The organism is Pasteurella sp. P03HT (assembly GCF_054052285.1).
This window is the reverse complement of sequence record NZ_JBSIUM010000012.1, coordinates 38,946-50,513: the sequence shown is the minus strand read 5'-3', so window position 1 is coordinate 50,513 and position 11,568 is coordinate 38,946. Positions and strand designations below refer to the sequence as shown.

The window sequence follows — 11,568 nt, the reverse complement described above, 5'->3', positions numbered from 1 at the left end:
AACATGAAATCAATCAACAAGTGCCCACACAGATTGTCTGTTAGATTGTTAAAGAACGTTGCATCAAGCAAGGCTGTAAATAGTAATAAAACTTATTTTTTCTGTCAAGCGATTTTTTTGCAGATTTTGTGCAAAATGACCTTTAAACTCATCGTCTTGTCTGTTCGCTTGCGACTCTTGCGTTGCGGGGGTGCATTATAGATAGTTATCAAAATCCTTCAAGATCTTTTTTCATATATTTTTCTAAATTAAGATCGAATGCTATTTTTTTAACCAAAATAATTAAAAAGTGGCATTACACAAGATGATGTTAACTATCATGCGTTAATTGTGTTAAATATTAAACAAGTCATTCAGATTTAGTAGTACTCTTTTAGCTTAATTAACGCATTAATGCGATCTCATATACTATAAATGCTCAATCTGTATTCGAAATTAAATAATAATTTATTATTTTTTCGATCTAAATCTCAAAATTTATAACAAATTACAATATTTTTTCTAAAATTAATGAAAAGATGCTATAATTTATTTCGCTCAAGGAATGGGCAATGCGTAACACAATCTTGTCAATAATATAACTATAAAGGAAAAGTTAACATGACAAAAACAGATAAAGATACTCTCGAAATTCGAGAAACACTAAGTGAGTTGATTGGAGAAGTCACAGCAAAGACACTCTTTGCAAGTTATGGTTTATTCCATCAAAAAGTAATGTTTGGCTTATACCAAAACAAAATATTTTATTTAAAAGCAGAAGGTAAACTTGCCACCTTTTTAGAATCCAAAGGCGCCGCTAATTATCTCGCTAAACAAACACCTTCAAAATTAAATATTTCCACTTATTATCGACTTCCTCAAGAAATCACTTCTGATAAAGAACTTTATAAGCAAATCCTGGAACAATCCCTGCAACAAATTAAAACGCGAAAATTATCTGAAACGCTCGCTAAGAAAAACCGCATTAAAGAATTACCTAATTTATCCATTAAGCACGAAAGAATGTTAGAAAAAGTAAACATTCACAATGTCATGACATTTCAAACATTAGGGGCTAAAAATGCGTATATTAGATTAAAAAAGAAAGGGATTACAGCAGATATTGGCATATTCTGGGCATTTTATGCCGCACTTGAAAATAAAAACATCAATTTGATCAGTGAATCAGAAAAGCAAAATGTCTTAGCTCGTTTAAATACAGCACTCTCTGAAGCAGGATTAAGACCAGTAAAATAGTAATACAAAACAGGCTGTTTATAACAGCCTGTTTTCGCTAAGGGAAATTAATAATAAGAATGTTCACCGCGTTGATGCTCTGTGATGTCTTTCGCACCTTTTAATTCATTCGGGAATAAACTTAATAATTGTTTTTCGATCCCATCTTTCAATGTTACATCTACCATTGAACAACCATTACATCCACCACCAAATTGTAAAATTGCATAACCATCGTCCGTAATTTCAATTAAAGTAATACGTCCACCGTGACTTGCAAGTTGTGGGTTAACTTGTGTTTGAATCACGTATTCAACGCGTTCAATAAGTGGTGCGTCGTCAGCAACTTTACGCATTTTCGCATTTGGTGCTTTGAGTGTTAATTGTGCTCCAAGTTCTTCTGTAACATAATCAATTTCTGCATCTTCCAAAAAAGGTAAACTGATTTCATCAATAAATGCAGAGAAAGACGCATATTTCATTTCTGTATCTGTCGGCTCTACCGCATTGGGTGGGCAATAAGACACCCCACACTCCGCATTAGGTGAACCAGGATTAACCACAAAAATACGGATATTGGTTCCTTCTTCTTGCTGGTCAAGTAAACGACGAAAATGCGCTTGAGCAGCATCAGAGATCATAATTTGTTGCATAAATTATCCTAAAAGAAAGTAAATACTTGAGTAGGTTTGTCAAGAATGATACTCCGAGATTGTTTTTTTTTCTACCTTTTACAGCAATAAATCTTTGCTTACGTTTTCGCGAGCCCCCAAACTTGAATATGCTCTATACCGATTTTACGTAGTTCTTGAATCATTTCATTTAATGTTGCACCAGTGGTAATCACATCATCAATAATTGCAATGGATTTATAAGGATAAGTATTCCATTTGGTATGTAATTTAAACGCATTAGAGACATTCTTCTGACGGGCACTCGCGGTTAATCCTCTTTGTGTATGTGTGTGTTTTACACGTAGAAGAAGCGTATTATCATAAGGGAGCCTTAACCATTTAGCCAAGCATTGTGCGAGTAAGTCAGCCTGGTTATAACCACGTTGCCATTGGCGAATACGATGCAAAGGTACTGGCACAATCACCTCAGGGAGTGTAAGACCATGTGTACGTTTTGCATCTAAAATCGCTAAGAGTAAGAGTCTAGCTAAAGTGCGGTCCAAAAAGAAACCTTTCTGAAATTTGAAACGATGAATGAGTGAAGATAACGGATCAACATAGCGCCCAATAAACACGATTCGATCCCAACTGATTTTATGCTGTAAACAATGCCCACAATAGCGCGCATGTTGTGCTAGCTCCTTGCCACAATGTCCACAATAAACAAATCGTTTAATTTGCTTGTTACAACGGCAACACAATCCGTGTTTCGCAATTGCTAATTTTTGTTGGCAATAAACACAACGAAAACCAAACCAATTCATGCTATCCCCTAATTTTAGATGTGTTACTACAGAATAAAATTAGGGGAAAATTTTCTAAAACATTAACTGCACTTTTGCGAACTATCTCGCAAAATTAGCATTTTGCTAATCAATCAATTTTGCGCACTTTAAAAAATACTCAATACCATGTTCTTCAATATGTAACGTGACGTGATCCGCAACCTCTTTTAATTGGCTATTTGCATTCCCCATGGCGACACCAACACCTGCCATACTTAGCATTTCGATGTCGTTTAAACCGTCCCCGAATGCCATCACATTCTCCATTCGTAATCCCAAATGTGCAACAGCTGCGGCAATACCACTGGCTTTTGAAATATTTTCATCAAATAAATCAACAGAGTGTTCATGCCATCTTACCTGTTGTAACCCACTCAGCACCCCCGAATTATGTACAAACTCATCAGCCGAGTGATCATAAAAGGCTAAGATCTGGAAAACATCATGTTGCTTAAAATACGCTTTATCCACACGATAACTCCCTCTTAATGGGTCAAGTGCACGGCAAACTTTCTCTGTCGCCGCGGAAATACACGTATCCGTTGGAGAAACTTGTGCGTAATCGATTTGATGTTGTTCAAAAAAATCAACTAACTGTTGAATTTTCTGTTTCGGTAGTGGATTTTTCTCTAATGCTTTCCCTTGATAACTCACATATTGACCGTTCATCGTAACAAACAAATCAATTTGTGTTTGTTGAATTAATTGTTTAATTTTAGGTGGGAAATTAGAGGGGGTACGCCCAGTTGCGATAGCAGGAATAATGCCATTTTCTTTTAACTTTTGTAGCGCAGGCACAACAGTATCAGGTATGTAATCTTTGTCTTTTACTAAAAGCGTTTCATCAATATCAAAAAACACAATTTTAATTTTATTGCGATAATCAGGGATTGTCATAGGATACCTTTACTCAAAATTCATTCAACTTATCCATATGAATTTTAGCACTATTTTAATGGGGTACGCATTGTTTTTCGCAAGAAATCACATCAATATTAAGCGAAAACAAAAACTTGCACAGTTTGCTAGTGTATTTATCAATAGAAGAAAAGATGTTTGTGACCAATCTAATACAACTGGTTCTGATCCATTTCAGACTGCTCTTAACGTAAAAAGCCACGTGAAAATCACATGGCTTTTTAGTATGGTGTTACAAATTACACATCGTAAGTCGTTGATGCAGTATCACCACCACGACCAGTCCAGTTGGTGTGGAAGAACTCACCACGAGCTTTGTCAGTGCGTTCATAAGTGTGTGCACCGAAGTAGTCACGTTGTGCTTGTAATAAGTTTGCTGGTAAACGTGCGCTAGTATAGCTGTCTAAGAAAGTGATCGCAGACGCCATACAAGGCATTGGGATACCCACTTCGATCGATTTTGCGACCACTTTACGCCATTCGCCTAAGCTGTTTTCTAAAATGCCTTTGAAGTAATCGTCTGAACCTAAGAAGACTAAATCTGGGTTCGCTTCATAAGCATCACGAATGTTACCTAAGAAACGGCTACGAATGATACAACCCTCACGCCATAAAAGTGCGGTGTTACCGTAGTTAATATTCCAACCGAAGTTTTCAGATGCCTCACGGATTAACATAAAACCTTGTGCGTAAGAAATGATTTTTGATGCCAATAACGCTTTGCGTACTGCTTCAATCCACACTTTTTTATCGCCTTCCACTTTGCCCACTGCTTTGTTGAATAATTTTGATGCTTCAACACGTTGATCTTTGAATGAAGATACGCAACGCGCGAATACAGATTCCGTGATCAATGTTAATGGAATACCGAAATCAAGAGCGTTGATACCCGTCCATTTACCTGTACCTTTTTGACCCGCAGTGTCTAAAATCTTATCAACTAAGCGAGAGCCGTCTTCATCTTTATAGCCTAAAATATCTGCTGTGATGTCGATGAGATAGCTGTCTAGCTCGGTGTTACGCCATTCGTTAAATGTGGCTTCTAATTCGTCATCTGATAAGCCCAAGCCTTCTTTTAAGAATTGGTACGCTTCGCAGATAAGTTGCATATCGCCGTATTCGATACCGTTGTGAACCATTTTTACGAAGTGACCTGCGCCATCACGACCCACCCAGTCACAGCACGCTTCGCCTTGTTCTGTTTTCGCAGAGATTGCTTGTAGAATTGGTTTTACGTGTTCCCACGCTGATTCATCACCGCCTGGCATAATTGAAGGTCCGAAACGTGCACCCTCTTCACCACCAGAAACACCTGTACCAATAAAGCGAATACCTTTTTCGCGTAAGTAAGCCACACGGCGATTCGTATCAGGATAATTGGTGTTACCGCCATCAATAATGATGTCACCTTCTTCTAAGTGAGGTAATAATGCCTCGATGAATTGATCCACAACATCACCCGCGCGCACCATTAACATCACTTTACGCGGTTTTTCTAATTTATCCGCTAAGTCTTGTAATGAATAAGCCCCGATAATATTGGTACCTTTCGCAGCCCCTTGTAAAAACTCATCGACTTTCGAAGTAGTACGGTTGAATGCCACCACTTTAAAGCCGTGATCATTCATATTTAAAATTAAGTTTTGGCCCATTACCGCTAAGCCGATAACACCGATATCGCCTTTTACTGACATTGTTTGCTCCTGTGTTGAAACATTGTAATTGGTGAGAACAGACTGATATGTCTGATCAATTAAAATTTTATTTTGTGCTTGCCACGGTTTTGAAAACCTGACAACGTCTTACAACCACTTCGCTGCCTCTTTATCCAAATACCACTCTGTCACCCCATTTTTTGCCTTAATTTTGGCGGCTGGATAGGGTAGGTTTTCTGCTGGAGTAGTTTGAATTTCTTTTAAGATCTCTGCTTTGCTTGCGCCAGTCACTAAATAAGTCACGCGTTTCGCTTGTTCAATCAGTTTTGCCGTTTTTGAAATACGAATTTGCCCTGTTTCAGGGTGTTTTGCGATAACGGCTAAATTTGGGTCATCAAAATTGGTTTGATGTGGGAAAAGTGATGCAGTGTGTCCATCTGTCCCCATACCTAAAATAATCCAATCAAAAACTTGCTGAGGAACGACCGCACTTAGTTCTTGCTCAAAGCGTTTAAGTTCCGTTTCTACTGGCGCCTCACCACGAATGCGGTGGATATTTTCCGCAGGAATTTGAATGTGGTCGAACAATAATTTTTGCACTTCGCCGTAGTTACTTTCAGGATCGGTTGGTAATACCATACGATCATCGCCCCACCAGAAATGCAAGTTTTGCCATTGAATTTCAGTGTTGTAAGGCGCTTGTGCGAGGGTTTTAAATAATAATTTTGGCGTTGAACCGCCAGATAAAGAAATGTGCACAGGGCGATTTTCAAGGCTGTATGCTAAAAGCTCTTGTGCGATTTTTTCGACGGCATTTTGCGCGTTGTCAAAAATAACTGTATTCATTGCGTATCCTAAGTCGTCTTCAATGATCCCCTTTGAAGTCGGGGGATTGTTCAATACATTACACTTTTTTCTTCATTAAACCGCTGGGTCTGCGCCAAACACGACCAGTTTTTGCGATCAATTTATCTGCTTCGGTTGGACCCCAAGTGCCTGATTCATATTCATACACACGGCCATTTTTCGCTTTGTACTCTAAAATTGGCTCAACAAATTTCCAGCACGCGTGTACCGCATCAGTACGCGCAAATAACGTTGCATCGCCTTTCATTGAATCTAACAGTAAGCGTTCATAAGCAGTTAATAAACTTGGTGACGCTAGATCGGCATAACGGAAATCCATTGAAACTTCTTTTGCTTCAAAGCCTGCACCTGGCTTTTTCAAGCCGAAACGCATTGAAATGCCTTCATCAGGCTGAATACGGATAATCAATTTATTCTCTGGCGCTTTTTGGCTGAATACTGGGTGTGGTGTGGTTTTGAAGTGAATGACGACTTCAGTCACACGGGTTGGTAAACGTTTCCCCGTACGTACATAGAAAGGCACGCCCGCCCAGCGCCAGTTGTCAATTTCACAACGTAATGCCATGTAAGTTTCCGTATTAGAATCCTCAGGCACACCTTTTTCTTGTAAATAACTATTTACTTTTTGACCGTCAACCGTTCCCGAACTATATTGCCCAAGCACTAAATTATTTTTGAGATCATCATCGCTCAACGGGTGTAAACAATGTAAAACTTTGGCCACTTCATCACGCATAGAGTCCGCATTAATAATCGCAGGTGGTTCCATCGCAACCATCGCCAGTACTTGCAATAAGTGGTTTTGGAACATGTCACGCATCGCCCCCGAACCATCATAATAACCGCCTCGTTCTTCTACCCCTATTGATTCCGCGCCCGTGATTTCAACATAATCAATGAAATTACGGTTCCAAAGAGGTTCAAATAAGCCATTTGAAAAACGTAACACAAGAAGATTTTGTACTGTTTCTTTACCAAGATAATGGTCAATACGGTAAATTTGGTGTTCATCAAAGAAACGATGGATTTGCACGTCTAATTCTTTTGCAGTACGAATATCATAGCCAAACGGTTTTTCGACAATCAGACGTTTCCAACCAAATTCTTCGGTATTTAAGCCATGTGCCGCAAGGCACTCTGGAATCACACCGTAAAGACTCGGTGGTGTCGATAAATAGTACAACGTATTACCACAAGTTTGATATTTATCATGTAGTTCGTCAAGACGTGGAATTAATTTGCCATAGTCTGCAGAGTCTGAGGTGTTAATCGCTTGGTAATATAGATGCTGGCAAAATTGATCAAGTGTTTCACCATTCGCCCCTTCACTCTTCACGAGAGCATTACGCATTTTTTCACGAAAACGCTCATCGTCTAAATCCGTTCTCGCCACGCCTAATACTGAAAAATGTTCTGTTAATCGACCGATTTTATAGAGATTGTAGAGTGCGGGAATAAGTTTACGATACGTTAAATCGCCTGAGGCACCAAAAATAACAATACAATTGTTGTCTGCTTCAATTTTCATTTTTGTCCTGAAATCATTTTGTTAAAAAATTCATTTAATCGGTAACATATTATAACAAATTACCCATCGTGCTAATTAAATTTGAAGATTTTCTGCCAATCAAATGTCGTATTCGCCACCATCACAAAATTCGGATTGGTAAAATTATCACGTTGATTATAAGTCAACGCTTGGAAGTGAAAATCAAATATCCCGCCCCCTAACTCTGCTAAAAGCACTTCTGCAGGTGCGGTATCCCACTCTCCCGTCCGCCCTAAACGGACATAACAATCACAGCTCCCCTCTGACACTAAACCACTTTTTAACCCGCAAGAACCATAAATAATGAATTGATATTGATAATCTGGATTCAATAAGGGTTGTACTTTTCGTTTTGCACTTTGCGATCCGACGCCAACTTTAATCACACGTTGTTGTGGCGCACCCTGGGGTTGAAGTTTGGTGACGGTATCTTTGCTTTTCTTATAAGCGCCTAACCCTTGCATCGCATAATAAGTGATTTGCAAAATAGGGGCATGAATGATACTTAGCACAGGTCGTTGGTGTTGTACTAATGTAATCAGAACAGCAAACTGATCGGTACGGTTAATAAATTGTTGAGTTCCATCTAAAGGATCGATTAACCAATATTCCTGCCACATTGCACGTGTTTCAAAAGGCACTTTACAATTTTCTTCTGACAAAATTGGGACATTTGGTGTCAGTGCGGTCAATTTTTCAATTAAAAATTGGCTTAAAAATAAATCGGCTGCGGTCACAGGCGTATCATCCGCCTTTGTTTGAATATTTAATTCGCGTTGTGACACGCCTGTATAAAATTCTGTGAGATACTTTCCTGCTTGTTCAGCAATATGCTGTGTTTTTTCTAATAATTGCGGGGAAAGTCTCAACATAAAAGGGTCCTTGTTATCATTTAAAAAGCCATCCAGTTATCTGATATAACCGTTTGCTCAACACAGAAAAGCAGGCTATCAAATATCTTGATAGCCTGCAACTTAATCAATGAGATAGACACTGATTTTCATACAAACGCCTTCACTTATTCATCTTGTGCTTTCAACTGATTGATTGCCTCTTTATTAAATAAATAGTGCGTTCCACAACACTCACATTGCATGTCAATCGTGCCATGATGTTCTGCTAATACCTCATCAATTTCATCATCTGGAATTAATAATAACGCGGCACCAGAACGCGCTTGAGAGCAGCCACAAAAAAATTCAATCGGTTGAGCTGGGAAAAGCTGCACCGTTTCTTCATGATATAAACGATATAAGAGTTGATCTGTTGTTAAACCAAATAACTCATCTTCTTTTACCGTTGCTGTGAGTGTGGCTAAATGTTCAAAATCCTCCGGTGTCCCTGAACCATCTGGCATGATCTGTAATAACATACCTGCTGCCACAGGTTCGCCTTGATATTCTCCTGCTCGAATAATCAACTGAGTTTGAAGTTGTTCTGAGCGCACGAAATAGTCTTCTAAACATTCTGTAACTGTTGGTTTATCAAGAGCAATCACACCTTGATAACGCTCTCCCTCTGTGGGTGCAATCGTAATGACCAATACCCCTTTACCAACTAACTGAGCCAAACTCATGTCATCATTTACATCCGCTTGTAAACGTGCTAATGCGCGAATTTGTTGTTGGTCATTACCATTCACGAGTGCCAGTTTTAACGGACCATCTCCTTGAATTTGTACCGTGATATCCCCTTCAAACTTTAAAGTAGCCGTTAATAAACTGGTTGCCACCATCATTTCACCCAATAAATTTTGGATAATGCGTGGATATTCGTGAGTATTCAGTGTATCAGCAAAGGTTTTATTTAATCGTACCCACTCACCTCGTACAGCACGATTTTCAAACAAGTAGCGATAAAGTTTATCGTTGTCAATTTGGTAAGTCATAACCTTTCCTCTCTTTAAATCTAGTATTTGCCTCAAAACACAGGATAAATAACCTCTCGTATTTTAACGCACGCGATTCTGTCTCAATATTGTCACTGTTGATGACATTACAGATGATCTTGTTGCTTAAACTTCAATAAATCGCGCCGCTCTTTTTTATTCGGACGGCGATCTGGATGTGGCATCGTTAGCGCATGAATCTTGCGCGCAATCGCCAGTTTAGCGCGCTGTTCAATACTTTTCTCTGTTTCTTGATATAAACCCTGTGCTTCTGGTGCGCCACGACGCTGAGCCGACAGTGCGATGACTTCGACTTCTTTTTCTTCATTACCTTGGCGCAATTTAATCATTGCCCCCACTTCAACCGTTTTATTTGGCTTAGTCCGCTGCCCATTGTAGTGCACTTTTCCCCCATCGATCATCTCTTTAGCCAGGGTCCGTGTTTTATAAAACCGCGCCGCCCACAGCCATTTATCTAAACGAACGTCTTCTGTTTTGTCTTGTTGAGTACTCTTTTGGGTCATTTTTACTCCACTAATGTGCGGTAATTTTTAACAGAAAAATGGCGAGCAAAGACTTTATCAGGCAAGGTACTGTCTGGATTCTCTACACCAATCGTGTAGGCAATGCCAAATTGTTTCGCGCTATCTAACACCAGTTCTGTATCATCAATAAACAATGTCCGAGTAGGATCAAAATAATGTTGCTGCTGTAAGTTATGCCAGAGTGGTTGTTCAATTTTAGGAGCACCAAATTGGTGGCTCGACAAGAGCAAGTCAAAATGCTGTTCAAAACGACAAAATTTCAGTTTCATGTCCAAACTAAATTGGTTACTGTCTGTTAATAACATCACTTGCTTGTTCATCTTATTCACAGCCTGCAAAAAAGGGGCAACATCAGCACGTACCACCAAGCTAGGACCTTGCGCCTCATACAAGTCTCGCAACGGCAAATTCAATTCCTCTGCCCAGAAATCTAAACAATACCAAGCTTTGCTGTGTTCAAGTTCATCATAACGCTGTTTTAACGCGCGACGACTTTCTTCAAGATAGAGATGAAATTTGTCAGCATAGGCTTGAGGAACGATGTTTTTCCAAAAATGATGATCAAAATAGAGATCAATTAATGTTCCGTCTAAATCCAAAATGACTGTATCAATGTGCTGCCAATTTATTTCCATCATTTACATCCCTTTCCTTTATTGCGATAAGCGGTTTATGGTATCGTTATTCCACAATTTTGTAAAATTTTGCGTCTTAACAGGGGGTAAATAAAATGCCACAAAAACCAGCCATTCTCTCAATTTCTCTTGCTGCCAAATCTCGTATTTTTGAAATTCAAGCAGTGGATCTTCAGTTTTCCAATGGCGTGACACGTACTTACGAGCGTTTTAAACCGAGTAGTCGTTCCGCTGTCATGATTTTACCGATTGAAAATAACCAATTACTTATGGTTCGAGAATATGCGGTTGGTACCGAGCGATATGAGTTAGGTTTTCCAAAAGGATTAATGGATGCTAATGAGACACCTGAACAAAGTGCCAACCGTGAATTAAAAGAAGAAATCGGTTTAGGTGCTAAAAAATTCGTCCATTTACGTACGGTCAATACTTCGCCAAGCTACATGAATAATCCCATGCACATTTTCTTAGCGCAGGATTTTTATCCATGTAAACTGGAAGGTGATGAGCCTGAGCCCCTTGAGTTAGTTCGTTTTCCACTCGAAAAAATTGATGAACTCCTGACCGATCCTGACTTTTGCGAGGCACGTAATCTAGTTGGGCTTTATTGTCTTCGTGATTACTTAAATCAACCTCATACCGCCTATCATGTCGCTTTTCCCAATCGCGTATAATTTAGGTTGTTCACTTTCTTCAAAACCGTTCTGCTTGGCGCGGTTTTTCTTTGACATAAATCATAGAACAATAAAAATCTTGAGTAATTTTTCAAAATTTTGATCAACCTAACAGTTTTTAGGTAGAAATTTGATTAAAATGCTCCCATTATTTTTTCAACTT

General features: G+C 39.0%; 12 protein-coding genes. 2 read left to right on the top strand and 10 right to left on the bottom strand.

Annotation, left to right across the window (positions count from 1 at the left end):
• Positions 1-600 precede the first annotated feature (600 nt).
• Positions 601-1,236 (top strand): TfoX/Sxy family DNA transformation protein, encoded by a 636-nt coding sequence (locus ACWIT3_RS09505; RefSeq protein WP_457162448.1) that lies wholly within the window; start codon positions 601-603, stop codon positions 1,234-1,236.
• Between the two features lie 47 nt (positions 1,237-1,283).
• Here ACWIT3_RS09505 and nfuA read toward each other — a convergent pair whose 3' ends face one another.
• The 10 genes from nfuA to yrfG form a co-directional block, all read right to left on the bottom strand.
• Positions 1,284-1,868, bottom strand: coding sequence for a Fe-S biogenesis protein NfuA (nfuA, locus tag ACWIT3_RS09500; protein WP_046339949.1), 585 nt, complete (start codon positions 1,866-1,868; stop codon positions 1,284-1,286).
• Positions 1,869-1,966: 98 nt separating this feature from the next.
• Complete coding sequence (locus tag ACWIT3_RS09495) at positions 1,967-2,653, bottom strand: amidophosphoribosyltransferase (protein WP_457162447.1); 687 nt, start codon at positions 2,651-2,653, stop codon at positions 1,967-1,969.
• Positions 2,654-2,758: 105 nt separating this feature from the next.
• The gene (locus tag ACWIT3_RS09490) at positions 2,759-3,571 is read right to left on the bottom strand and encodes a Cof-type HAD-IIB family hydrolase (RefSeq protein ID WP_457162446.1); all 813 of its coding nucleotides are present in this window, start codon (positions 3,569-3,571) and stop codon (positions 2,759-2,761) included.
• Positions 3,572-3,831: 260 nt separating this feature from the next.
• A complete protein-coding gene (gene gnd / locus ACWIT3_RS09485; RefSeq protein WP_046339946.1) occupies positions 3,832-5,286 on the bottom strand; it encodes a decarboxylating NADP(+)-dependent phosphogluconate dehydrogenase in 1,455 nt (484 codons plus the stop codon).
• Between the two features lie 108 nt (positions 5,287-5,394).
• Positions 5,395-6,093, bottom strand: coding sequence for a 6-phosphogluconolactonase (pgl, locus tag ACWIT3_RS09480; protein WP_457162445.1), 699 nt, complete (start codon positions 6,091-6,093; stop codon positions 5,395-5,397).
• A 58-nt stretch (positions 6,094-6,151) separates the two neighbouring features.
• Positions 6,152-7,642: a glucose-6-phosphate dehydrogenase gene (gene zwf, locus ACWIT3_RS09475; protein ID WP_457162444.1), complete on the bottom strand. Its 1,491-nt coding sequence runs from the start codon at positions 7,640-7,642 to the stop codon at positions 6,152-6,154.
• Positions 7,643-7,713: 71 nt separating this feature from the next.
• A complete protein-coding gene (gene cysQ, locus ACWIT3_RS09470) occupies positions 7,714-8,535 on the bottom strand; it encodes a 3'(2'),5'-bisphosphate nucleotidase CysQ (protein ID WP_457162443.1) in 822 nt (273 codons plus the stop codon).
• A 146-nt stretch (positions 8,536-8,681) separates the two neighbouring features.
• Positions 8,682-9,551: an Hsp33 family molecular chaperone HslO gene (gene hslO / locus ACWIT3_RS09465; RefSeq protein ID WP_457162442.1), complete on the bottom strand. Its 870-nt coding sequence runs from the start codon at positions 9,549-9,551 to the stop codon at positions 8,682-8,684.
• Between the two features lie 107 nt (positions 9,552-9,658).
• Positions 9,659-10,075, bottom strand: coding sequence for a ribosome-associated heat shock protein Hsp15 (gene hslR, locus ACWIT3_RS09460; RefSeq protein WP_457162441.1), 417 nt, complete (start codon positions 10,073-10,075; stop codon positions 9,659-9,661).
• A 2-nt stretch (positions 10,076-10,077) separates the two neighbouring features.
• Entirely contained in the window at positions 10,078-10,734 is a 657-nt protein-coding gene (gene yrfG / locus ACWIT3_RS09455; protein ID WP_457162440.1) for a GMP/IMP nucleotidase, read from the bottom strand.
• 92 nt (positions 10,735-10,826) lie between these two features.
• Here yrfG and nudE point away from each other — a divergent pair, with 92 nt between their 5' ends.
• Positions 10,827-11,405 carry an ADP compounds hydrolase NudE gene (nudE, locus tag ACWIT3_RS09450; protein WP_457162439.1) on the top strand — a complete coding sequence of 193 codons (579 nt, stop codon included), beginning with the start codon at positions 10,827-10,829 and terminating at the stop codon, positions 11,403-11,405.
• Positions 11,406-11,568: the final 163 nt, after the last annotated feature.

What these genes read in the sequence shown, in the direction of transcription:
- ACWIT3_RS09505 (WP_457162448.1), top strand. Translation starts at nt 601, where the DNA reads ATGACAAAAACAGATAAAGATACTCTCGAAATTCGAGAAACACTAAGT.
- pgl (WP_457162445.1), bottom strand. Translation starts at nt 6,093, where the DNA reads ATGAATACAGTTATTTTTGACAACGCGCAAAATGCCGTCGAAAAAATC.
- gnd (WP_046339946.1), bottom strand. Translation starts at nt 5,286, where the DNA reads ATGTCAGTAAAAGGCGATATCGGTGTTATCGGCTTAGCGGTAATGGGC.
- hslR (WP_457162441.1), bottom strand. Translation starts at nt 10,075, where the DNA reads ATGACCCAAAAGAGTACTCAACAAGACAAAACAGAAGACGTTCGTTTA.
- nfuA (WP_046339949.1), bottom strand. Translation starts at nt 1,868, where the DNA reads ATGCAACAAATTATGATCTCTGATGCTGCTCAAGCGCATTTTCGTCGT.
- zwf (WP_457162444.1), bottom strand. Translation starts at nt 7,642, where the DNA reads ATGAAAATTGAAGCAGACAACAATTGTATTGTTATTTTTGGTGCCTCA.
- nudE (WP_457162439.1), top strand. Translation starts at nt 10,827, where the DNA reads ATGCCACAAAAACCAGCCATTCTCTCAATTTCTCTTGCTGCCAAATCT.
- cysQ (WP_457162443.1), bottom strand. Translation starts at nt 8,535, where the DNA reads ATGTTGAGACTTTCCCCGCAATTATTAGAAAAAACACAGCATATTGCT.
- hslO (WP_457162442.1), bottom strand. Translation starts at nt 9,551, where the DNA reads ATGACTTACCAAATTGACAACGATAAACTTTATCGCTACTTGTTTGAA.
- yrfG (WP_457162440.1), bottom strand. Translation starts at nt 10,734, where the DNA reads ATGATGGAAATAAATTGGCAGCACATTGATACAGTCATTTTGGATTTA.
- ACWIT3_RS09490 (WP_457162446.1), bottom strand. Translation starts at nt 3,571, where the DNA reads ATGACAATCCCTGATTATCGCAATAAAATTAAAATTGTGTTTTTTGAT.
- ACWIT3_RS09495 (WP_457162447.1), bottom strand. Translation starts at nt 2,653, where the DNA reads ATGAATTGGTTTGGTTTTCGTTGTGTTTATTGCCAACAAAAATTAGCA.